The 23,976-nt window shown below is 52.7% G+C and carries 19 protein-coding genes; 14 read left to right on the top strand and 5 right to left on the bottom strand.

All coding sequences use genetic code 11. From position 1 onward, the window contains the following. The first annotated feature begins 65 nt into the window (after positions 1-65). The 5 genes from fdnG to AAGQ96_RS00375 are packed head-to-tail and all read left to right on the top strand — an operon-like array spanning position 66 to position 6,238. Complete coding sequence (fdnG, locus tag AAGQ96_RS00395) at positions 66-3,116, top strand: formate dehydrogenase-N subunit alpha (RefSeq protein WP_342754561.1); 3,051 nt, start codon at positions 66-68, stop codon at positions 3,114-3,116. A gap of 8 nt (positions 3,117-3,124) precedes the next feature. Then, a complete protein-coding gene (fdxH, locus tag AAGQ96_RS00390; RefSeq protein ID WP_147193673.1) occupies positions 3,125-4,015 on the top strand; it encodes a formate dehydrogenase subunit beta in 891 nt (296 codons plus the stop codon). Beyond that, positions 4,015-4,635, top strand: a complete 621-nt coding sequence (gene fdoI / locus AAGQ96_RS00385; protein WP_147193671.1) for a formate dehydrogenase cytochrome b556 subunit — start codon at positions 4,015-4,017, stop codon at positions 4,633-4,635. The genes fdxH and fdoI overlap by 1 nt, the downstream gene beginning before the upstream one ends. Positions 4,636-4,645: 10 nt before the next feature. After that, entirely contained in the window at positions 4,646-5,572 is a 927-nt protein-coding gene (fdhE, locus tag AAGQ96_RS00380; RefSeq protein ID WP_147193669.1) for a formate dehydrogenase accessory protein FdhE, read from the top strand. 54 nt (positions 5,573-5,626) lie between these two features. Then, positions 5,627-6,238: a glutathione S-transferase gene (locus tag AAGQ96_RS00375; RefSeq protein ID WP_147193667.1), complete on the top strand. Its 612-nt coding sequence runs from the start codon at positions 5,627-5,629 to the stop codon at positions 6,236-6,238. Here AAGQ96_RS00375 and AAGQ96_RS00370 read toward each other — a convergent pair whose 3' ends face one another. After that, positions 6,239-8,227, bottom strand: coding sequence for an autotransporter domain-containing protein (locus AAGQ96_RS00370; RefSeq protein WP_342754560.1), 1,989 nt, complete (start codon positions 8,225-8,227; stop codon positions 6,239-6,241). 152 nt (positions 8,228-8,379) lie between these two features. Between AAGQ96_RS00370 and tag the strand changes: the two genes are divergently transcribed. The 3 genes from tag (at position 8,380) to AAGQ96_RS00355 (ending at position 10,929) form a co-directional block, all read left to right on the top strand. Continuing rightward, positions 8,380-8,943 (top strand): DNA-3-methyladenine glycosylase I, encoded by a 564-nt coding sequence (tag, locus tag AAGQ96_RS00365; protein ID WP_342755601.1) that lies wholly within the window; start codon positions 8,380-8,382, stop codon positions 8,941-8,943. A gap of 107 nt (positions 8,944-9,050) precedes the next feature. Beyond that, positions 9,051-9,713 (top strand): OmpA family lipoprotein, encoded by a 663-nt coding sequence (locus AAGQ96_RS00360; RefSeq protein WP_147193663.1) that lies wholly within the window; start codon positions 9,051-9,053, stop codon positions 9,711-9,713. A gap of 190 nt (positions 9,714-9,903) precedes the next feature. Beyond that, positions 9,904-10,929, top strand: coding sequence for a LacI family DNA-binding transcriptional regulator (locus AAGQ96_RS00355; RefSeq protein WP_342754559.1), 1,026 nt, complete (start codon positions 9,904-9,906; stop codon positions 10,927-10,929). A 37-nt stretch (positions 10,930-10,966) separates the two neighbouring features. Here the strand turns inward: AAGQ96_RS00355 and AAGQ96_RS00350 are convergent, their stop codons facing one another. After that, positions 10,967-11,461, bottom strand: a complete 495-nt coding sequence (locus AAGQ96_RS00350) for a DUF943 family protein (RefSeq protein ID WP_342754557.1) — start codon at positions 11,459-11,461, stop codon at positions 10,967-10,969. Then, a complete protein-coding gene (locus AAGQ96_RS00345) occupies positions 11,448-12,311 on the bottom strand; it encodes a DUF3289 family protein (RefSeq protein WP_342754556.1) in 864 nt (287 codons plus the stop codon). Before AAGQ96_RS00345 ends, AAGQ96_RS00350 begins: the two co-directional genes overlap by 14 nt. A 212-nt stretch (positions 12,312-12,523) precedes the next feature. On the opposite strand from AAGQ96_RS00345, the gene AAGQ96_RS00340 reads away from it, so the two are divergent. The 5 genes from AAGQ96_RS00340 to AAGQ96_RS00320 all read left to right on the top strand — a co-directional run bounded on the left by AAGQ96_RS00340 (position 12,524) and on the right by AAGQ96_RS00320 (position 19,854). Continuing rightward, a complete protein-coding gene (locus tag AAGQ96_RS00340; protein ID WP_342754555.1) occupies positions 12,524-13,273 on the top strand; it encodes a sugar phosphate isomerase/epimerase in 750 nt (249 codons plus the stop codon). Between the two features lie 3 nt (positions 13,274-13,276). Beyond that, positions 13,277-14,230 carry a sugar kinase gene (locus AAGQ96_RS00335; RefSeq protein ID WP_147193652.1) on the top strand — a complete coding sequence of 318 codons (954 nt, stop codon included), beginning with the start codon at positions 13,277-13,279 and terminating at the stop codon, positions 14,228-14,230. Positions 14,231-14,307: 77 nt separating this feature from the next. After that, positions 14,308-15,591 carry an MFS transporter gene (locus AAGQ96_RS00330; protein WP_147193650.1) on the top strand — a complete coding sequence of 428 codons (1,284 nt, stop codon included), beginning with the start codon at positions 14,308-14,310 and terminating at the stop codon, positions 15,589-15,591. A 51-nt stretch (positions 15,592-15,642) separates the two neighbouring features. Further along, positions 15,643-16,617 carry a glyoxylate/hydroxypyruvate reductase GhrB gene (gene ghrB, locus AAGQ96_RS00325; protein ID WP_147193648.1) on the top strand — a complete coding sequence of 325 codons (975 nt, stop codon included), beginning with the start codon at positions 15,643-15,645 and terminating at the stop codon, positions 16,615-16,617. A gap of 636 nt (positions 16,618-17,253) precedes the next feature. After that, a complete protein-coding gene (locus AAGQ96_RS00320) occupies positions 17,254-19,854 on the top strand; it encodes an inverse autotransporter beta domain-containing protein (RefSeq protein ID WP_342754552.1) in 2,601 nt (866 codons plus the stop codon). A 64-nt stretch (positions 19,855-19,918) separates the two neighbouring features. Here the strand turns inward: AAGQ96_RS00320 and kduD are convergent, their stop codons facing one another. Together kduD and AAGQ96_RS00310 are read right to left on the bottom strand one after the other, a co-directional pair. After that, positions 19,919-20,680 carry a 2-dehydro-3-deoxy-D-gluconate 5-dehydrogenase KduD gene (kduD, locus tag AAGQ96_RS00315; RefSeq protein ID WP_147193644.1) on the bottom strand — a complete coding sequence of 254 codons (762 nt, stop codon included), beginning with the start codon at positions 20,678-20,680 and terminating at the stop codon, positions 19,919-19,921. Positions 20,681-20,962: 282 nt separating this feature from the next. Further along, complete coding sequence (locus AAGQ96_RS00310) at positions 20,963-22,171, bottom strand: aldose 1-epimerase family protein (protein WP_342754551.1); 1,209 nt, start codon at positions 22,169-22,171, stop codon at positions 20,963-20,965. A 361-nt stretch (positions 22,172-22,532) separates the two neighbouring features. On the opposite strand from AAGQ96_RS00310, the gene AAGQ96_RS00305 reads away from it, so the two are divergent. Continuing rightward, on the top strand, positions 22,533-23,783 hold the full coding sequence (locus tag AAGQ96_RS00305) for a valine--pyruvate transaminase (protein ID WP_147193640.1): 1,251 nt from the start codon (positions 22,533-22,535) through the stop codon (positions 23,781-23,783). Positions 23,784-23,976 lie beyond the last annotated feature (193 nt).

Raw genomic sequence — 23,976 nt, 5'->3', positions numbered from 1 at the left:
ATATCAATTTCATCACTTTTCAGCCTGCTACTTTGCGCGCTCATGGAATGAAAGGTGGGCCATAAATGCAAATGAACAGACGCAGTTTTTTTAAGATCTGTGCAGGCGGAATGGCGGGAACGTCTCTCGCTTTGCTCGGTTTTTCTCCGGTAACGGCAACAGCCGCTATTCGTGAAAACAAACTTCTTCGCAGTAAAGAAACCCGAAATAACTGCACTTACTGCTCTGTAGGCTGCGGCATGCTGATTTACAGTCTCGGCGACGGTGCTAAAAATGCTATTTCCACGATCTACCATATTGAAGGCGATCCCGATCATCCGGTCAGTCGCGGCTCGCTGTGTCCGAAGGGCGCAGGCGTACTAGATTACATCCACAGCGACCAGCGGCTGAAATACCCGGAATACCGTGCGCCCGGCTCCGACCGCTGGCAGCGCATTAGCTGGGAAGACGCGTTCAATCGTATCGCCCGGCTGATGAAGGATGACCGCGACGCTAATTTCCAGATCAAAAACGCGGCGGGCACCACGGTAAACCGCTGGCTGACTACCGGCATGCTCTGCTCTTCTGCCGCCAGTAATGAAACCGGCCTGCTGGACCAGAAGTTTGCTCGCGCGCTGGGCATGCTGGCGATTGATAATCAGGCGCGACTTTGTCACGGCTCTACCGTTGCGGCGCTGGCACCCAGTTTTGGCCGTGGCGCCATGACCAATAACTGGAACGATATCAAAAACGCCAACGTCATTCTGATTATGGGTGGCAACCCTGCTGAAGCCCATCCGGTTGGCTTCAAGTGGGTGATCGAAGCCAAAATTCATAATGGCGCGCAGGTGATTGTTGTCGATCCTCGCTTCAATCGCTCAGCTGCCGTTGCCGATATGTATGCTCCCATCCGCGCCGGAAGCGATGCCGCTTTTTTGATGGGCGTGGTCAATTATCTGCTTGAATACCAGCAGGTACAGCTTGAATACGTGAAGGATTTTACCAACGCGGCTCTCATTGTCAGCGAAGGATATGGATTTCAGGATGGGCTTTTCAGTGGCTATGACGAGGCCACCCGCCAGTATGATAAAACCGGCTGGCACTACGAGATGGATGCAGACGGTTACGCAAAACGCGATGATACGCTGGCCCATCCACGCTGCGTCTGGAATTTGCTGAAAACCCATGCCAGTCGCTACACGCCCGCGCTGGTAAATCGTATTTGCGGCACCCCTGAAGACGATTTCCTGCGGATTTGTCAGCAGCTGGCCGCCACCAGCGTGCCCAACCGTACTGCCAGCATTCTCTATGCGCTTGGCTGGACCCATCATTCCAACGGCTCGCAAATTATCCGGGCGGCGGCAATGGTCCAGCTACTGCTCGGCAACATTGGCATGATCGGCGGCGGTATTAACGCGCTTCGCGGGCATTCCAACGTGCAGGGTTTTACCGATTTAGGGCTGCTGTCGCAAAGCCTGCCAGGCTATCTGATGTTGCCATCAGAGCATCAAACCTCTCTGGAAAGCTATTTACAGCAGGCTACGCCTGTTGAGGCATTACCGGGCCAGGTCAACTACTGGCAACACACGCCGAAGTTCTTCATCAGCCTGATGAAAAGCTTTTATGGCGACAATGCGCAGAAAGAAAACGGTTGGGGGTTTGACTGGCTGCCAAAGTGGGATAAAAACTACGACTGCCTGACGCAGGCCGAAATGATGACCGAAGGAAAATTCAACGGCTACATCGTCCAGGGCTTTAACCCGCTGGCTGCCTTCCCGGATAAAAACAAAGCCTCCCGCGCTTTTTCCCAACTGAAATATATGGTGGTTATCGATCCGCTCAGTACCGAAACGGCCAGCTTCTGGCAGCCTCACGGTGAGTTTAACGACGTCGACCCGGCGCAAATCCAGACCGAAGTGTTCCGTCTGCCCTCCTCCTGTTTTGCGGAAGAAGACGGATCGGTCGCCAATTCGTCCCGCTGTTTACAGTGGCACCAGGCGGCGGCCATTCCGCCAGGCGAGGCGCTGCACGACGGTAAGATCTTGGGGAATATTTTCCTGCGTCTGCGCGAGCTTTATCGTCAGGAAGGGGGGACCGCGCCAGAGCCGCTGTTAGCCATGAGCTGGGACTACACCAACCCGTGGTCGCCTGCTTCTGAAGAGGTCGCCATGGAAAACAACGGCAAAGCGCTGGCCGATATCGTTGATGAACACGGCAGGCTGGTGCTGAAAAAGGGTCAGCAGCTCAGCTCCTTTGCCGAACTGCGGGACGATGGCACAACCGCCAGTGCCTGCTGGATTTATGCCGGAAGCTGGACCGCCGCAGGCAACCAGATGGCAAGACGCGATAACGCCGATCCGTCAGGACTGGGCGCAGCAAACGGCTGGGCATGGGCATGGCCGCTCAACCGACGTATTCTCTACAACCGCGCCTCCGCCGATCCGCAGGGTAAAGCCTGGGATCCGCAGCGCAAGCTGATTGAGTGGAACGGGCAACGCTGGGAAGGCATTGACGTGCCCGATTATCCGTTAACTACGCCGCCAGAGCAGAAAGTGGGGCCGTTTATCATGCTGCCGGACGGCATGGGGCATTTGTTTGCGCTGGATAAACTCATTGATGGGCCGTTCCCCGAGCATTACGAACCTTCAGAAAGCCCGACCGGGACCAACGCCCTGCATCCTGAGGTGGTTTACAGTCCGGTAGCACGGCTGTTCCATGCCGATGCGCTGGCGCTGGGACGCGCCGACCAGTTCCCCTATGTAGCCACAACCTATTCCATTACCGAGCTTTTCCGTCACTGGACTAAACATGCCTTACTGAACGCCATTGCTCAGCCCGAGCAGTTTATTGAGATCGGCACGGAGCTGGCAGAAGAAAAAGGCATCAGGGTGGGAGATTCAGTAAAAGTCAGTTCGCAGCGTGGCTACATCAAAGCCAAAGCGGTAGTGACAAAACGCCTGCGCAGGTTACTTATCGATGGCAAAACGGTCGATACCATTGGTATTCCGTGCCACTGGGGCTTTGAAGGCGCGGCAAAGCAAGGATTTCTGGCCAACACCCTGACGCCTTCGGTCGGCGACGCTAACTCGCAAACACCCGAATATAAAGCGTTTTTGGTTAACGTCGAAAGGATTTGAGGAAACTTATGTCACTGCAAACGCAAAACATTCTTCGGCGATCGGCCACCAACAGCGCAACGCCCGCGCCACGCGCCAGAGACCACCAGCAGGAAGTGGCGAAACTGATTGATGTCACTACCTGTATCGGCTGCAAAGCCTGTCAGGTCGCCTGCTCCGAGTGGAACGACATTCGTGATGAGGTCGGACACAACGTCGGCATTTATGATAACCCTACCGATCTGACGGCTAAATCCTGGACGGTCATGCGCTTTTCGGAAGTGGAAGAACAGGGCAGACTTGAGTGGCTTATCCGCAAAGATGGCTGCATGCACTGTGCCGATCCGGGCTGTCTGAAGGCCTGTCCGGCAGAAGGCGCAATCATTCAGTACGCCAACGGCATTGTCGATTTTCAGTCGGAACACTGCATTGGCTGCGGCTACTGTATTGCAGGCTGTCCGTTTAACGTGCCACGCCTGAATAAAGAGGATAACCGCGCCTATAAATGCACGCTGTGCGTCGATCGTGTCACCGTTGGACAAGAGCCTGCCTGTGTGAAGACCTGCCCGACAGGCGCTATTCATTTCGGCAGCAAGGCCGATATGCACCAGCTTGCGGCTGGCCGGGTGAGCGAACTGCAAAGCCGGGGCTACGATCGTGCCGGGCTGTACGATCCCGCAGGCGTTGGCGGCACGCACGTGATGTATGTACTGCATCATGCTGATAAGCCAGAGCTTTATCATGGCCTGCCCGCGAATCCCTGCATCAGTCCGGCCGTTACTTTCTGGAAAGGTATCTGGAAACCGCTTGCCGCCATCGGTTTTGCCGCGACCTTTGCCGCCAGCGTATTTCATTACGTCGGCATTGGGCCAAACCGGGTGGAAGAAGAGGAAGAACCCCATGACAAGGAGACGCATTAATGAAGATCCAGCGCTACAATGCAACAGAAAGGCTCAACCACTGGCTGATGGCCATTTGCTTTGTCTTCGCCGCCCTGAGCGGGCTGGGGTTTTTCTTTCCTTCGTTTAACTGGCTGCTGAATATACTCGGGACGCCTCAGCTGGCGCGCATTCTTCACCCTTTTGTCGGGGTAACGATGTTCATCGCTTTTCTGCCGATGTTCTTTCGCTACTGGCGGCACAATTTGCCCGACCGTGAGGATCTGGTCTGGGCAAAAAATATTCATAAAATTGCGCAAAACGAGGAAGTGGGCGATACCGGACGCTATAATTTCGGACAGAAGTGCGTATTCTGGGCAGCTATCGGTACTTTACTGTTGCTGCTGGCAAGCGGTATCGTTATCTGGCGGCCCTGGTTTGCCGACGCGTTTGCCATCCCGGTTATTCGCGTTGCGCTGCTGGTGCATTCTGTCGCTGCCGCAGCGCTGATCATCGTCATTATGGTTCATATCTATGCCGCTCTGTGGGTGAAAGGAACCTTGACCGCGATGGTAGAAGGCTGGGTTACAACCACATGGGCGAAAAAGCACCACCCACGCTGGTATCGCGCCGTTCGCGAACAGCAGAAGCGACCGAAATAACAGGATCCCCATGAGCATTCGCATAATCCCGCAGGCCGGGCTGGCAACAAGCGAAGAAACCGCGGCGGAGATGATCCCGCCGTTACTTTTTCCCAGGCTGAAAAATCTGTATTCCCGGCGCGCTGCCCGGCTTCGTCAGCTGGCGGAGAAAAATCCGCTGGGTGACTACCTGCGTTTTGCCGCCGTCGTCGCCAGTGCTCAGGAAATTGTGCTGTACGATCATCCGCTACAGATGGATCTGCACGCCCGCCTGGTGGAAACCGCCGCGAGCGGGAAACCGCCGCTGGATATTCACCTGCTCCCGCGCGATCCGCACTGGCAGCGGCTGCTGCATTCGCTGATTGCCGAAATGAAGCCGGAAATGACCGGCCAGGCGCTGGCCGTGCTGGAGAATTTGGAAAAGGCTTCCGCCACGGAGTTGGAAGCAATGGCTTCCGCGCTGTTTGCCGATGACTTTGCTCAGGTCAGCAGCGACAAATCACCGTTTATCTGGGCGGCGCTCTCCCTTTACTGGGCACAGATGGCAGCGCTGATCCCCGGTAAAGCGCGGGCTGAGCCAGGCGAACAGCGCCAGTTCTGTCCGGTTTGCGGCAGCGTCCCGGTCGCCAGCGTCATTCATATGGCCACGCAACAAGGCGGCTTACGCTATCTGCACTGCAACCTTTGCGAAAGCGAATGGCACGTGGTGCGGGCCAAATGCAGCAACTGCGAACAAACGCGGGATCTGCATTACTGGTCGCTGGACAGCGAAACCGCCGCCGTTAAAGCAGAAAGCTGCGGTGACTGCGGCACCTACCTGAAAATGCTCTATCAGGAAAAAGATCCCGCGGTCGAGCCGGTTGCTGACGACCTCGCCTCGCTGGTACTGGATGCCCGCATGGAGCAGGAAGGCTTTTCACGTAGCAGCCTGAATCCTTTCCTGTTTCCTGGAGAATGACTCACTGAATACTATTCCGCCGGCCAGATCCGGCGAAAAGAGGGAAATCGCGCAATGAAATTAATCGGCAGTTACACCAGCCCTTTTGTCCGGAAAATTTCCGTTATTCTGTTGGAAAAAGGCATTACGTTTGAATTTATTAACGAATCGCCATGGACCGATGAAAGCCAGGTACCGCAGTTTAATCCACTGGGCAAAATTCCGGCGCTGATTACCGCACCGGATGAAATCTGGTATGACTCTCATATCATTGCCGCTTATCTGGAACAGCTGGATATCGCCCCTGCACTGCTGCCGCGAGAAAAACTGGCCGCGCTGAAAGTCCAGCAGCTGGAAGCGCTGGCCGATGGTATTGGCGATGCGGCAGTGATCCTGCTGCGCGAACAGATGCGTCCGCCGGAGCTGCAAATGGAAAGTCAGCTGCTGCGCCAGCGCGAGAAAATTTTACGTGGTCTGGATGCGCTGGAGAAAGAAGCGGCCAAAGGCATTACGCTGAACAGTGAAAAGCTGAACGTCGCGGATATTGCCACTGCCTGCCTGATAGGCTTTTTGAATTTCCGCCGCGTTATTCCTAACTGGTGTGTGGATCGTCCGGCGCTGATCAGGCTGGCGGAAAAAATGTTTGAACGCGAAAGCTTTGCCCGCACCGTGCCTCCAACTACGTGATTAAAAGCGGGCGCTGACGCCAAGGTTATACATAAACTGTTCGCCAGTACTCAGTCCGCCCGTTTGAGAGACAGAAGCGAATGCCGCCACGCTATCTCCCAACGGCATGTGCGCGCCAACGGTGACATCGACCCAGTTGCTGTCCTGCCTGGCAGAGTCGCGGGTAAAGGTGGTCTGGGTCGATTTCAGCCCGCCTCCGGCCCGCCAGACGTTATCACCAAACTGATGGTTGTAACTCACTTCCGCCCAGGGATTAAACCAGCCCAGGCTGGAATCAACACGCCAGCCCAGCGCACCGATTTGCGAATGATAATTCTGATCGTCAAAGCGCATCGCGGTGCTGCTGGCTCCCTGTTCCCGATAGCCGTCAACCGAGCTGTAATCCAGCGCATATTGCGCTATGGGGCCGGTAGTTAACAGCGATCCAACAGGAAAATCCCAGCCGGTTGTGATGCGCGCGCCCAGCTGCGTGCCGTCCGTTTCGCCTTTTTCTGTTCGCGTTGCCGGGCCAATTTTGACGGTACGTTTGATGTCATCGAAGTTTGCCGACGCGTAGTGCGCATCCGCGTTAACCCAGCCGTTATCAAAAAAGGCGAGTTCGCTGTAGGCCGACAGCAGCCAGCCCCGCATCTTATAGTCATAGCGTGGCGTGGGATGCTGACTGTCATTCGATGCGGAAACCAGCCCGCCCACAAGCCAGTTATCTGTCAGTTTGTAATCCACGCCCAGCGTCAGATTATGGCTGGTTGCATTGCCTTCTCCCGCGGCAAGATTACCGGCATAGTCATCATGCTGGCCCGCGTAGCCGCCAAAAACATTCAGCGAGCCCTGCGGATTAGCGCTGTGTCGCTGCTGCTGTAAATGACCGTCGAGCGTGGCCCGGGCATCTCGTGACATGGCCAGCGTGGCCTGATTCAGCGCCACAACCTGGGCAGGGGCGTCGAGCACTGACTGAATATAATCGGCAATCAGCTGATGCGTGGAGGGGCCGGGATGCAACCCGTCGGCAAAAAGGTAAGCCTGTTCGCTGGCAAAACCGGGCGTGCTGGCACCGCAGACCGCTGCCGAGACGCCAGGCGGACAAGCCATCCCGGCGGTATTCGTTAACCCGTAACCCGCGGGATCGCTGAGAATTTCGTTGAACAACCCGTTAATGTCTACGCGCACGATATTTCCGCTCAGCTGTGCCAGCTGGCTCTCCTCCTGCTGGTTATAGCTGTCTGTTAACGCGCTCGCCTGGCTGCTCAGCGTTTGCCAGGCTTCATAAAGCTGGCTGGCTATCGCCTGCTGTACCAGCGACACAGAACTTGCCTGTCCGGCGGCGGCATAAAGCGCCTGATAGATGGCCTGATTACGGCTAGCCTGGCTCAGGGTGGTCTGGCTGTTAAGCGAGGTAAAGGCGGCAGCAAGCGCCGCGTCGGCCACGGGTGCCAGCCCAACCTGAATCACCGCCTCAAGCAAGGCGGGCGACGCGCCAATATTGGGCACCGTAGGCACAATGACCGCTCCCGCTCCCGCCGCCAGCAGCGTTTGTACCTGGCCGGCAGCGGCAAAAGCGCTGGTGCTAACTATCCCTTCTGCGGCCAGCGGATTCAGCGCAGCGGCAGCCAAATCGTTACCGCCAATCCAGTGAATATAGAGCCCGTCCGCATCGGCCCGTCCATTGCTGGCGGCAAGGTAAGCGCTAACCTGGTCTGCGGTATTATCGACAGGATTGATTTGGGCAGTCGCGGTCGAATTGCCCGCGGCATAGTTAGTTCCGCCGGAATCGGAAGCGCGTAAAGAGAGATTGATTTTTTCAGCCAGTATCTCATCATACAAAGGATGAATATTGCTATCCCAGGTATAACGGCCATTATTACCGCTGTCGCTTAAGCTGTCGCCAAAGACATAAAGCTGGTCCCAACTTAAAGCAGGATGAATCGAACCCAGATAGCAGATAATCCACGCCGCTGTGAAAGCGCGTGTAGCCAGACGTTTCTTTGACATACAACGACTCCAGAAAAGAGCCCAAAAGCGACAGAACGGCAAGGGTTATAGGTTATTTTTGCGTCAACCTGTTAAATAACTATTGCCTGGTAACGGATTACGTCAAGCTGTCATCCTGACTTTTTCAGTCTGTTTTGATAAGGAAATACATGATGCAACGTTGCGGCTGGGTATCTCAGGATCCGCTCTATCTGGCTTACCATGATGAAGAGTGGGGAATTCCGCTGACTGACAGTCGCGAACTCTTTGAAATGCTTTGTCTGGAAGGGCAAATGGCCGGGCTTTCCTGGCTTACCGTGTTGAAAAAGCGGGATAATTATCGCCAGGCTTTCCACCATTTTGATCCTCAGGCGGTGGCACTGATGGGTGAAGCCGATGTCGCGCGGCTGGTTAACGACAGCGGCATCATTCGTCATGCTGGCAAAATTGCGGCGATTATTGCTAACGCCCGTGCGCTGCTTGCCATGGAAGCCAGAGGAGAAGCGTTCAATACGTTTATCTGGCAATTTGTCGATCATCAGCCGCAGATCCATCACTACAGCGATTATCGCACGGCGCCCACGACCAGTTCCGTTTCCGATGCGCTTTCTAAAGCCCTTAAGCAGCGCGGTTTTAAATTCGTTGGTAGCACCACCTGTTACTCCTTTATGCAGGCCTGCGGATTAATTAACGATCACGTCACCGGCTGTTTTTGTCACCCCGATAATCTGGCGTAGCGTCTCTTTACAATTTAGGAACATAACACCGTTTTTTTTCTGTCAGCCAGCGTCATAATCACTTTTTTCAGGCAATTTTGCCTCGCGCTGTTCAGGAATCTATCTCAATGAAAAAACGTTTTATCACGCTCGCTCTGGTTTTGAGCGGCACTGTTGCGCTTTCGGGCTGTACCACTAATCCCTATACGGGCGAACGTGAAGCGGGCAAATCCGGCATTGGCGCGGGTATTGGTGCGGCATTAGGCGCAGGCGTCGGCGTACTCTCTTCGTCGAAGAAAGATCGCGGCAAAGGCGCACTGATTGGGGCGGCCGCAGGTGCCGCTCTGGGTGGCAGCGCTGGCTACTATATGGATGTGCAGGAAGCCAAGCTGCGTGAGAAAATGCGCGGTACCGGCGTCAGCGTCACCCGTAACGGTAACAACATTGTGCTGAATATGCCGAATAACGTGACCTTCGACAGCAGCAGCAGCTCACTGAAGCCTGCGGGTGCCAATACGCTGACCGGCGTAGCGATGGTGCTAAAAGAGTATGCAAAAACTGCGGTTAACATTGTCGGTTATACCGACAGCACCGGTAGCCGTCAGCTGAATATGAAACTGTCACAGCAGCGTGCCGACAGCGTTGCCAGCTCGCTGATTACTCAGGGCGTGGCGGCTAACCGCATCCGCACCGGCGGAATGGGCCCGGATAATCCAATCGCGTCCAACAGCACCTCAGAAGGGAAAGCGCAGAACCGTCGCGTGGAAATCACCCTCAGCCCGCTGCAATAAACCTGTTTTGGCCGGGCGGCACCGCGCCCGGCCTCGCCTTTCTTGTCCCGATACCTGTGCTCAGCTATGGGCGAGGGTAGCCTTATGCTTTATTATGGCCCGATCCGCATTCCGTCATTTCGGACTATCTTAAGGAAATAAGGCCAGTTATAGCTGGTTTTATCCCTCTGTTAACTGTTCAAGGACCGCCATGAATCGCAAGGCTTCACGCGCCACTATCAGCGATGTTGCTAAAGCAGCGAAAACCGGAAAAACCAGCGTCTCTCGCTATCTTAACGGCGAGCAGAACGTGCTTTCTACCGATTTAAAGCAGCGTATTGAAACCGCTATTGCTGAACTGAATTATCGCCCGAGCCAGATGGCTCGTGGGCTAAAGCGCGGGCGTACACGGCTTATCGGGCTGATCATTGCGGATATCACTAACCCCTATTCGGTTGATGTGATGGGCGGGATCGAAGCGGCCTGTCGCGCGCAGGGTTTTACTCTGCTGATGTGTAATACCAACAACCAGGTCGATCAGGAGCAGCATTACCTCAATCTGCTGAGCAGTTATCAGGTTGAAGGGATTGTGGTAAATGCGGTGGGAATGCGTGAAGAGGTGCTCAACCATCTTCAGCAGTCTTTTTTACCCATGGTGCTGATAGACCGTAAGATCCCTGATTTTGACTGCGATGTTGTCGGCCTGGACAATATGGAAGCGGCGACGCAGGTCACCGAGCACTTAATCGAACAGAGGTTTGAAACTCTCTTATTCGTTACCGAGCCGCTGGGCATGGTAAATACCCGTTTAGAGCGCCTGAAAGGATTTAATCAGGTGGCGGCACAGTATCCGCACTGCCATACCGAACAGGCTGAAGTCGCGCTGCATGATGCGGCCAAACTCGATCGCGTACTTCTTGAGTTCTACCAGCGAAATCATGCAAAGCGCTGCGCGGTGCTGGCGGTTAATGGCGCACTCACGCTACAGGTTGCACGATCGCTAAAACGCCTCGAGCTGAACTGGGGCAAAGAGCTGGGTCTGCTGGGCTTTGATGAGCTGGTCTGGTCCGAGCTGGCCGGCGTGGGGATTACCACGCTGAAGCAGCCTACCTGGCAAATCGGTTATGCCGCGCTGGAGCAGGTGATACGCCGCATCGAAGGCGATAATTCTCCACCCCGTGAACAGGTCTGGTCTGGCGAACTGATTGTCCGCGGATCGACCCGGCTGGAAGGATAAAACTAAAGCAATAAGGTAAGCGGTACAACCGTGGCGCTTACCACTTTGCTTTAACGATATCGCCGTTTTTCTCTTCCCGATATTTTCCGTCGGATCTGATTAAGATATTACCCGCCATAGTATTAAAAATTACCATCTCCATATCTTTATCAATACAGTTTTTTTTCACCTTCATTTCTTCAAAGCAGAGCAGATCCGTGGTTTCAGAACTCCACCGCGATACATGTTCAGGCATCTCTTTAAAGCCATCGCCAAAATTCCAAAAGCTGATATGAAAATGTCCCTTGCTGTTGTCCATCGGAACGCCATATTGTTCATTAAGTATTTTTTTATTTATCTTCCACCAGGCCAGCTTACCTGCATCGGTAAAAGGAAGGTTTCTTACTAATACCGTACTTCTGTTTTCCGTCTGATAGACAGCAACGATAGTGGCTGGATGAAAAGCTTTATAGACATAGTAAACAGACATAATAAAAATAAAAAATAGTACATTTTTTTTTGTAATAATCCTCTTTATATTATGCTTTATCATCTCTTTCTCCTTTTATTTCTATGACTGCTTCCATATTGACCATAAAGGGCTTGAATCCCAGCTTATCCCATCTTTGTAACAAAAACCATATACGGAATAGCGGCATATTATGGAAGGTCTTCTTCATTATATCCTGACTGTCTAACCCAAAATGATCCTGAGCCAGATAATGAACTATAAAGGAATATTTATTTTTTTCTATTTTCAACGAACGTATTGTTATACTCGTTGTATAAATATCATGCACCGAAATACCCAAACCATTTATTCTATCTATCCAGCGATTAAATTTTGGAAGATGAGATTTTTTTAAATTAGCAGAAACTGAATTAACACCTTTTTTGTTAAAGCACTCGGCTTCCCAGTCAATATAAGCCACTATATCATCTTCGATTATCTTTAGCGTACTTTGATCCGTTGTATCATTAATTATCTGCTGTTTATAAGCAAAGTCTAACGTAGGATCTCTGAAAACCGCACCATTCCCCGTTTGAAAATGATTAACCATTCGGAGAAAGAGCTCCCGGTATCCGAAGAAAGAGACCGCTCTCGATAAGGTGCGCATTTCATCAAAAAGCATGGCGGTCATTTTTTGTCGATCGATTTTCTCTTTAATAATCGCTGGCGCGGCAAACGCATAATTGCCCACAGGATAACGCAGCCGGGTGTCGGTCCAGGGATCCAGCGTTTCAGAAATGTTTTTTAAGCCATAGCGCTCTTTCAACTCTCTTTCACTTAAATCACCGCACTGCATATCGTTGGCATTAGGTTCGTCAAATCGTTTTTGACTGGTAAACAGGTTATGAGGAAGGGAAAGCGCAGTAGAAGAAGCCTGCTGAGTATCAGACATGAAAAATTCCTTTTTGGTTATCGGGCTTCATTGCCCTGCTGTCGCCGCCAGTGTACTTTTTCGCCGATAAAAATCCGTGTTTTTCAGAGCATCCCGACACGATAATTGTTCACATCGTGAGCGCGATCATAAAACCGCATGTTGCCCCTTTCTATTGGAACCGGTTCCAATTAACGTTTTTGTAACGTCAGACCGGGGTTTTCGGAGGAACGATGAAACCTGAAGTGATAGTAGTGACGGCCGCCTACGGCCACGATCGGATTAATGCGCTGGGTGGCCAACGGGCCGTCCTGCCGATTATTGCCGCTGCCGGCGCTGATGGCGTGGAGATCCGCCGTGAGCTGTTTAACGACGCCGAGCTAAATGCCCTTTCCGGGCTGGGTCAGGCTATCGCTGATGCACAGCTTGCTGCCTCCTACTCTGTTCCGGAAGCGCTGTTTACCGCAGAAGGCGAGCTGAATCCCCATCTTGAGCGCCATTTTGCCGAGGCCGGACAGCTCAATGCGCAGCGACTAAAATATTCTTTGGGCAACTATCCACGCGGCTTCGACTGTTCACAATTGCAGGCTATGCTGGCCGGCCAAAAGGTTCGTCTGGTGGTGGAAAACGATCAGACCGAATGCGGCAAGCTGGCGGCGCTGGATAGCTACTTCCATGACTGCGGTGAAGCGCGCATCGGCGACGGCATGACCTTTGATATGGGTAACTGGCTATGGGTTGGTGATAACCCGCTTGAAGCCGCGAAACGTCTGGCCCCTTTCGTCAGTTATATCCATGTTAAAGCGGCCAGGCCAACGCAAACGGGCTGGCGTGCCGTAGCACTTGATGATGCCGATAATCTGTGGCGAGAAACGCTGGCGCTACTGCCTGATGACGTACCAAGAGGTATTGAATTTCCACTGGAAGGCGAGGATTTGGTTGCCGTCACCCGCCATTATATTGAGCTGCTGCGAGGGGAATAAATCATGTCTGTCCATGATAATGGTACGCTGGATGCGGTAACGATCGGTGAGGCGATGGCAATGTTCATCGCTACCGAAGCGGGCGATCTGGCAGCGGCAGAACGCTTTGTTAAGCGTATTGCCGGTGCAGAACTGAACGTCGCGATTGGTTTGGCCAGGCTGGGATTGAAAGTCGGCTGGGTCAGCCGGATCGGCAATGATTCTTTTGGCCGCTATACCCTGCAACAGCTGGAAAAAGAGGGCGTAGACAGCCGTCAGGTTAGCGTTGATTCTCGCTATCCCACCGGTTTTCAGTTGAAATCTAAAGTGGAAGATGGCTCCGATCCCCTGGTGGAATATTTTCGCAAGGGGTCCGCAGCCAGCCACCTGTCGGTTGACGATTTTAATCGTGACTACTTTGGCGCCGCTCGCCATCTACATCTTAGCGGCGTGGCGGCGGCGATCTCTGACAGTTCGCTGGCGCTGTCCAAACATGCCGCGCAGGAAATGAAGCAGATGGGCAAAACCATTTCTTTCGATCCTAACCTGCGCCCGGTTCTGTGGCCGAGCGAGCGTGAAATGGCAAAACAGCTGAATACGCTGGCAGGCTTTGCTGACTGGGTTTTGCCCGGTATCAGTGAAGGCAAGATCCTTACCGGCTACGACCAACCGGAAGCGATAGCCGACTTCTATCTCGATATGGGCGTGAAGGCGGTCATCATTAAAACCGGCTGCGAAGGGGCCTGGTATAAAACGGCGGAAGGCGAGAAAGGCCAGGTTGAAGCCATCAGAACAGAGAACGTGGTGGACACGGTCGGCGCAGGCGATGGCTTTGCCGTTGGCGTAATCAGCGCGTTGCTGGAAGGAAAAACCTTGCCGCAGGCCATCAGGCGCGGCAACAAAATCGGTTCACTTGCTATCCAGGCGATCGGCGACAGTGAAGGGCTGCCAATGCGCGACGCGCTCGGCGATTTTTAATCTGACCTGTACCCTATGAGCGGCACCGTTTGCCTGAAAAACAGAGTGCGGCCACCTCAACAACAGAGGAAAAAAAGATGAATAAGCAGACAATCGCGCCTAAACGCTGGTGGTATATCATGCCCATCGTGTTTATCACTTACAGCCTGGCGTATCTGGATCGGGCAAATTTCAGCTTCGCTTCAGCCGCCGGTATTAACGAAGATTTGGGGATCACCCACGGCATGTCATCCCTGCTGGGTGCCCTGTTCTTTCTCGGCTACTTCTTTTTCCAGATCCCTGGCGCAGTGTATGCCGAACGCCGCAGCGTTAAAAAACTGGTCTTTGTCTGCCTGATTTTATGGGGCGTTTGTGCCTCGTTAACCGGCGTGGTCAGTAATATACCCGCGCTCGCCCTGATCCGCTTTGTGCTGGGCGTGGTCGAGGCGGCAGTAATGCCCGCCATGCTGATTTACATCAGCAACTGGTTTACCAAATCAGAGCGCTCCCGTGCCAATACCTTCCTGATCCTGGGCAACCCGGTCACGGTCCTGTGGATGTCAGTGGTTTCCGGCTACCTGATTAATGCCTTTGGCTGGCGCGAAATGTTTATTTTCGAAGGGATCCCGGCGGTTATCTGGGCGGTCGCCTGGTGGTTTATGGTGCAGGATAAGCCTGCTCAGGCCAAATGGCTGAGCGAGGAAGAAAAAGCCGCTTTGCAGGCCCAGCTACAGAAAGAGCAGGAAAATATCAAAGCCGTGCGCAACTATGCTGAAGCCTTTAAATCCCGTAACGTCATTATCCTTTGTATCCAGTACTTTACCTGGAGCATCGGCGTCTACGGCTTTGTGCTCTGGCTGCCTTCTATTCTGCGTAATGGTACGCAGATGGGCATGGTGGAAGCGGGCTGGTTATCTGCCGTGCCTTATCTGGCTGCCACCGTCGCGATGATTTTGGCCTCGTGGGCATCGGACAAGTTACAAAACCGTAAATTGTTTGTCTGGCCGTTACTGCTGATTGGCGCGCTGGCCTTTTTAGGTTCATACCTTGTTGGGGCTAATAATTTCTGGCTGTCGTTTTCCCTGTTGGTGATTGCAGGTGCCGCGATGTATGCCCCTTACGGCCCGTTCTTCGCCATCATTCCTGAAATGCTGCCGCGTAATGTCGCAGGCGGCGCGATGGCGCTGATTAATGCCATGGGTGCGCTGGGCTCGTTCCTCGGCTCCTGGGTCGTCGGTTATCTCAACGGCGCTACGGGTAATCCTTCAGCTTCGTATATCTTTATGGGTGTATCGCTGCTTGTGTCTGTAGGGCTGACGCTCATCGTAAAGCCCACGGACAACAAACAGCCCCCCATGCCGCACGGCGCTAAACACGCTTGAACGATAACGGGCCAGCTGGCCCGTTCCTCACTTTTAAACAGGGAGAAGAGAATGAAACCTTCTGTGGTGCTGTATAAAAAGTTACCGGAAGATTTACGCTCAAAACTGGATGAACATTTTGACGTTACCGACATCAACGGCCTGACGCCGGAAACCTTAAGCCAGCATGCTGATGCCTTTCAGAAGGCAGAAGGCATTTTGGGATCGGGCGGCAAAATCGACGCGGAATTTCTGAAAAAAACCCCTAAGCTGCGTGCCGCTTCTTCCGTCTCTGTGGGCGTGGATAATTTCGATATCGATGCACTGAGCCAGCGTGGCGTGGTGCTGATGCATACGCCAACCGTCCTGACGGAAACCGTGGCCGATACCATGATGGCGCTGGTGCTTTCCTCTGCCCGCCGCGTGGTAGACGTTGCGGAGCGCGTCAAAAAGGGTGAATGGCAAGGCAGCATCGGCGCGGACTGGTTCGGTATTGACGTTCACCATAAAAAACTCGGCATTTTAGGGATGGGCCGTATCGGCCTGGCGCTGGCACAACGCGCGCATCTTGGTTTCAGCATGCCCATTCTTTACAACGCGCGTAAGCATCATGAAGAGGCGGAACAACGCTTCGACGCGCAGTATTGCGATCTGGATACGCTGCTGAAAGAGTCAGATTTCCTCTGCATCAGCCTGCCGTTAACCGACCAGACGCACCACCTGATTGGTCGTGAACAGCTGGCAAAAATGAAGCCGACGGCGGTGTTGATTAATGCAGGCCGGGGGCCGGTAATAGATGAAGAGGCATTAATTGCGGCGCTGCAAGAGGGAACGATTCATGCGGCCGGACTTGATGTATTTGAAAAAGAACCGCTGCCTGCTGATTCACCGCTGCTTAAGCTGCCCAACGTCGTGGCGCTGCCGCACATCGGTTCTGCTACCCATGAAACCCGGTACGGCATGGCAAGGGATGCAGTGGAAAACCTGATTGCCGCGTTATCGGGCAACGTTGAAAAGAACTGCGTTAACCCTGACGTACTGAAATAAGCTTGCTGGCCTGAATCCCGCTTGATGCGGATTCAGGCGCTCTTTTTTTTGCCTTATCTGACGATGACCAGACCTATTTTGCGAGCGCTTTGACACCCTTTCCACTCATTAGTGCCGCGGGAAAATCCTTATTGTTATCGTTTTAATAAACCTGCATTAAACAAATCCGCAATCACCTTCACGCCTCCAGGAAATAATCCAATACTGAAAACACCGTCAAAGATCACACGAATTTAACCTGTTAATACCAAAAAAAACCGTTAGCTAACCGTGCGGCATAATCTTTTACCAAATCATTTTCTCTCATTGTTGTTACGTTTACGTTATCAGTTTAAATAATTAAGAACGGCCATCAAAGATGTTAATTAAATTAACAGACTTAATTTTAAGCCGCATTGTCACTATTTAAGAATATGATATAACTAAAAGCACCATAAATACCCTGAAGAGTTTCTTCTAATAAAATATCACGCACCAAACCAATTAAAGCGGAGGTGGGATTTCTTTTTATTAAATTTAACCGCGTTTTTCTGTGCCAGAAAATAGAGTGAAAATGGATGGCTCATGATTATTCCATGATCCCTGACAGCACTCTCACGCTGGCTATATCCTGGAGCAAGAGTCAGTTAATTAATCATGAAAAAAAAATCATCATTCACGCCTTCTTATAAAACAACGGCATCAGGATGCCGCTCCCGGCTAGTCTGGTTAACAATTGCCATCCAAAGTGCTTTTCCTGTCGCTGCCGCTTTTACGCCCGCTCTGGCTGCGGCCCAACAGCATTTTTTAACCCCTGATGCCGAGACGACCAGCCGCGCCGGGCAGACCTCCAGCGATGCTGTGGACGCCGACAATGCACAGCAGATGCAGGTTGCCAGCTTTGCAGATCGGGCCGGCTCTTTACTGGCTAATAACACGGACGGCGGGAGTACAGCGTCCGCCGCACGAGGTCTGGCAACCAGCCAGGCCAACGCTGAAATCCAGCAATGGCTCAGCCGCTTTGGCACGGCCAGGGTGCAGCTTAATACCGATAAGCATTTTTCACTGAAAAACTCGCAGTTCGATCTGCTGTTGCCGTTAAGCGATCAACCCGACTGGCTCATTTTTACTCAGGGCAGTTTTCATCGTACTGAGGATCGTAATCAGGCTAACCTGGGGCTGGGCGCACGGCACTTCACTGACAATTTTATGGCCGGTGCCAATACTTTCTTCGACTACGATCTCTCCCGACAACACGCACGTTCCGGCGCGGGTGTCGAATACTGGCGCAACTTTATGAAAGTGGCGGCCAATGGCTATTTGCGTCTGACCAACTGGAAAGATTCGAGAGACGTTCAGGATTACAAAGAGCGTCCGGCTAACGGCTGGGATATTCGTACCGAGGCTTATCTCCCCGCCTGGCCTCAGCTGGGCATGAAGTTAAACTACGAACAGTATTACGGTAAAGAAGTGGCCCTGTTCGGCAGAGATCACCGTCAAAAGAATCCGCATGCCATCACTGCCGGCGTAACTTACACGCCTTTCCCGCTACTGACGCTGAATGCTGAACAGCACGAAGGAAAATCTGGCGAGAACGATACCCGTCTCGGTCTGGAAATTAACTATCAGTTAGGCGCGACGTGGCAGCAGCAGACCAGTCCTGAAGCGGTGGCTGCACTGCGCAGCCTGAACGGTAGCCGTTATGATTTGGTTAATCGCAACAATAATATCGTGCTGGAATACCGCAAAAACGAGGTCATCACGCTGAAAGATGCCGCGCTGATTACCGGTTATAGCGGACAGCAAAAAACGCTGGGCGTCACGGTAAACAGTAAACATGGCCTTGACCATATTGAATGGTCAGCAGGCACGCTGGCGGCTAACGGCGGTAAAATTATTGCTAACGGTTCTGCCGATTACAGCGTGGTATTACCGGCATATCATGCCGATGCTACCGGTGTGAACAGCTATACGATTAGCGGCGTGGCGATTGATAAAAAAGGCAATATTTCTAATAAAGCTGAAACCCAGGTAACGGTCACCGAATCAGCGATTAATATCAATACCAGCTCATTATTACCGGCAAGCAGTTCGTTATCAGCCGATGGCAAATCTCAGCAGACACTGACCTTAACGGTGAAAGACAGCCAGGGATATCCTGTCGATATTAATGAACGGGAAATCAGCATAGCAAAAGCGGGCCAGGTAGCGAACAGCGATGCTCAGGTAACGGCGTTTAAACGTCTGAGTACCGGGCAATATAGCGCCGTGGTTACAGCAGGCACGCATCCTGAAACGCTGATCGTTAAACCTTCGGCACGCAACGTTTCTTTCCCGGCCGCCACGGTTATCATTGCTGCTGACAATGCGACCGCACGGTTAGCCAGCCTTTCGGTCATTAATGACGATTCCATTGCAAACGGGACCGCTCAGGATCGGCTGAAAGCCGTGGTGACGGATGCCGAAGGCAACCCGCTGTCAGGTCAGGCCATCAGCTTTACTGCCGATAACAGCGCTTCCACACCACAGGCGGCGATCACCAATGCACAGGGTGAAGCAACAGCCACCGTGACCAGCCTTAAAGCAGGACAAAGTAAAATCACTGCGCATGTGGGTGCGACAAGCAAAGAAGCTGAGGTAAATTTTGTTGCGGGTGAAGCGGCTTCCATAGCTTTCCAAAGAGGAGGGCGTACGCTGGCAGACGGTGTGGATATCAATCTCGGCAGAGTCACTGTAACGGACGCTAACGGCAATCCTGTTGCTAATCAAAAAGTGGCGATTACGGCTGCTGACAGCCGGGTCACTATTCCCTCTGAGGTCATCACCAATGAAAACGGTATTGCCTATGTCCGGACAACCAGCTCTCATGATGGCGGCTGGCAGGTAACTGCAACCGTTAATGGCCATTCAGCTTCAGAAATAGCCTATTTCTATGCGGGTTATCCGACTGCCAACAATTCATCTTTTACTGTGAGTTCAGCCAGCGCCCCAGCTGATGGCGTTACGGCTATTACGCTGACCATCGTCGCAAGGGACATGCGTAACAATGCAGTGAAAAGTATTTCAAGGCTCATCAATTTTGATATTAGCGCTCTGCCAGGAAGCCAGATTAGTGAGGTGAAGGTGAAGGGTAACGTTTATACCGCTCAGTTGACATCCACTCATCCTGTTAGCGGAACGGTAACAGCCAACCTGATGCTTCAGCGTGGCGTTCTGCCAGTGAAAGTATCGTTTACGGCCCCGGCTCTGCAACGGTAACTTTTTCAGCAGGCTAAAACGATCGGGCCCGCCAGTAACAGGCGGGCCTTTATTATTGCAGCAATTAACGCGCCAGCCAGCCCCCATCAACCGCAATGGTGTAGCCGTTGATATAGTCGGAGGCTTCTGATGCCAGGAATACAGCCGGTCCCATCAAGTCGGCCGGAAGACCCCAACGCCCTGCCGGAATACGCTCCAGAATATCGGCATTGCGTTTTTCATCGGCGCGCAGCTGAGCAGTGTTGTTGGTCGCCATATAGCCCGGTGCGATAGCATTAACGTTAATGCCGTGCTTTGCCCATTCGTTAGCCAGCAGACGAGTGACGCCCATCACCGCGCTTTTTGATGCGGTATAAGAGGGAACGCGGATCCCGCCCTGATATGAGAGCATCGACGCAATATTAATGATTTTCCCGCCATTTCCCTGCTTAATAAACTGTTTAGCCACCGCTTGCGAGAGGAAAAAAACGGATTTGATATTTAAATCCATCACCGCATCCCAATCTTTCTCGCTAAAGTTGATCGCATCTTCACGGCGAATAATACCGGCATTGTTAACCAAAACATCGATTTTACCGAACTCCGCCAGACCTTTCGTTAGCAGGCCATCGATGCCGTCGATATGACTCAGATCGGCCGTCAGGCTGAGGAAACGGCGTCCAAGCGCGGTCACACGTTCAATAGTTTCCCGCGGTTCGACAATATTAATACCAATGATATCGCATCCTGCTTCGGCCAGACCCACCGCCATTCCCTGTCCCAAACCGGTGTCACACCCTGTGACTAGCGCTACCTTACCCTGCAATTTGAATGCATCTAAGATCATACTCGTTCTCCTTAAGTCAGAAGGCGGGCCATCAGGACGCTGTATCAGCAAGATACGCATTGTCCTCATGCAACCTCACCTGGTTTCCAGGCGGACAATATAACGGAGAGGCGAGAGGTGAGACTGTGATCGACATCAGGAAAAAACGCTTAATGAAACATTATTACAGTTAAAATAAAACAATGTTTCATTTTTATAGCTCTGAATAATGCGCCTCTGAATATCGGGTAGGGAAAAGCCGATGTGGCGATTGGGCGGATCGACAATCCGCCCTGTCAGAGGTTATTCGGTCGCGATGGGCGTTTCATTCACCGCCGTTTTCGTTTCACCCTGAATGTCCTTCACGCGTTGTTCAACTTTCTGTACCGCGCTGGCATCTTTGAGTAACGAGTAGGTCAGCGTAAATTCTGTACTCTGTCCCGGCTGAAGCTGCTTAACTCTGCCCTGCTCTTTTTCGACGGTCACCGGATAAGCATAATTGGTGCCCGGCTCAATACCGGTGACATAGCCCTGCTTCAGCGTGTCGGTATTTTTCCACATGGTCAGAAGCGGCAGCTGATGCGTATCGAACTCAATGGCGGCGCCCTTATCGCCTTTGCTGTTTACCACGGCAGCGACCGTTTTGCCGTTGCTGTCCGCCAGCGGCACCAGGTTAAAGACCATTTCATCGAAATCTTTGGTTGGCGCACCGTAGGTCTGCCAGTTTTGCAGCCCTTTTTTCGCGTAGTCATTAAACGGCGACACGGATTTTAGCGGTGCAATAAAGCGCGCGTTTTCTTCCAGAATCGGCGTACCAAAATTACTGTGATAAAGGATCTGGTAGTCGTGAGGATAATCGGCTTTGTTAGTCAGAACATCGTGAACGGTAAAGGAGTCCGCACCCGGCACATAACGTAGCTCGGTCCAGGTCTCCAGACGGGCCTTTTTGAAGGTGTTTTCTTTCAGCAGACCACGAATGCGGATCTCATGCGGAGCCTGGTCATCAACGATCACTTCCACTTTTGAAGCTGGGGTGTTGCCCGCTTTACCATGCAGCGTATAAAGGCGGCCGTCCTGCGTGACCGGATGGCCGGTCCACTCAAAGCCGCAGCGCACCATCATTTCGTTAAAGCCTTCCAGCCAGCCCAGCCCGTTACGGCTTTCAAGGTTAATCATGGCCGGATTGACCACTTCATCGACAGGTGAGTCCCAGCCGAGCCGGACGCCATGCCCGTTGACGTGCAGCAGATCCATACCGCGGGTAGGACTGAGCGCAATGGTCAGGCCGTTTTTACTGGTTAGCGTCAGAACTTTCGAGCCTTCCTGCTTGCCGCCGTGCAGCACCTGCTGTTGCAGGCTGAATGCTTCACCGCTTAACTTCAGCTGTTCGCTGGTTATCTGCCAGTTACCTTTTTCCGTGCCGCTTTCCGTATCCGTCAGCACCCAGCTTTGCGCGCTCGCCTGCGCACTAAAAACGGCCAGAATCGCCCCTGCTAAAAGCGTTATTTTCATCGTTTCTTTCCTGTGGCTGAAATGATTTAGCTTAAGAGCAGCCAGCCTACAAACAGCAGCGTTAAAGGACTGTGACTCACCTCACCACACGGATTTTTAAGCTTTTTTTATCAAAAAGTCGTGCGACTCATCACAAAATATTAACGATTAAAAGCAAGCCTGGCGGCATAAGTGCGATTCAACGCATAAAATGCCCCCTCGAGAGTGAAACGATTCACCTGTCAAGATGCCGGGCCGGGCGAGGCTGCCTGTCGGTTTTTTTCGGCGCTTATGCTTTTGCAGGCGGTCCCGAACGTTGCATCACGCCTGGGCTGGCGTTAAGGTAAATCTTCACTTGCCAATAATAAGCAGTAAATACGCTATGAGCTTTTCCGCCTTCGGTGACAAATTTACACGCCATTCCGGCATTACCCGCCTGATGGAAGATATGGGAGAAGGGCTGCGCACGCCTGGCGCTGTTATGTTAGGTGGCGGGAATCCTGCCCAGATCCCTGCCATGAATGACTATTTTCAGCAGCTGCTGCAAACGATGCATGACGAGGGCAAGCTGGCTGAAGCGCTGTGCAATTACGATGGCCCCAGAGGAAAAAGTACGCTGCTGGAATCGCTCTCCGCCCTGCTGCGCGATGAGCTTGGCTGGCAGATTGGGCCGCAAAATATTGCGCTGACAAACGGCAGCCAGAGCGCCTTCTTTTATCTGTTCAACCTGTATGCCGGTCGCCGCAGCGATGGCAGTAAAAAGCGCGTGCTGTTCCCTCTGGCGCCGGAATATCTCGGTTATGCCGATGCCGGGCTGGACGAAGATTTATTCGTTTCCACCCGACCTAATATCGAAATGCTGCCCCATGGCCAGTTCAAATATCATGTCGATTTTGAACACCTGCATATCAATGAAGATACCGGTCTGATTTGCGTTTCACGTCCTACCAACCCAACCGGTAACGTGATTACCGATGAGGAGCTGCTAAAGCTGGATGCGCTGGCGCAACAGCATGATGTCCCGCTGCTGATTGATAACGCTTACGGCGTGCCTTTCCCGGGAATTATTTTCAGTGAGGTTCGCCCGCTGTGGAATCCTAATATTATTCTGTGCATGAGCTTGTCCAAACTGGGTCTGCCGGGTTCACGCTGCGGCATTATCATTGCCGATGAAAAAGTGATTTCTGCTATCAGCAATATGAACGGCATCATTAGCCTGGCGCCGGGCGGTATTGGGCCGGCCATTGCCAATGAGATGATCCAGCGAGGCGATCTGCTACGGCTCTCCGAAGAGGTGATCAAACCTTTTTATCTTGAGCGCGTTAATCAGACAATCGCTGTGATCCGCCGCTATTTGTCCGAAGATCGTTGTTTAATCCATAAACCTGAAGGCGCAATTTTCCTCTGGCTGTGGTTCAAAGATCTGCCCATCTCGACGGAAATTCTTTATCAACGCCTGAAAAAACGCGGTGTACTGATGGTTCCGGGACATTTCTTCTTCCCTGGACTGGAACACGAATGGCCCCATACGCACCAGTGCATGCGCATGAATTACGTACCGGACAGCGACAAAATTGAGCGGGGAATTAGCATTCTGGCAGAGGAAGTGGAACGCGCGCATCGCGAAGGATAAAAACAATAAGGCCGCACTGTGTGCGGCTTCAGAATGCTGACGAACCTGAAGCGAAGGAAGCATAAGCCCGGAGCAAAGCATCACGGGCCACGGACGGCCCGTGTTGAGCTGCCATGGATGGCGCTTTTTGCGTCTTTGCGGAGGGCATGTGCTTCCTGAGCCTGCACTGTGTCAACAATAAGGCCGCACTGTG

The organism is Pantoea sp. MBD-2R (assembly GCF_039134845.1).
Lineage (GTDB): Bacteria > Pseudomonadota > Gammaproteobacteria > Enterobacterales > Enterobacteriaceae > Erwinia.
This window is presented reverse-complemented; position numbering and strand designations above follow the sequence as displayed.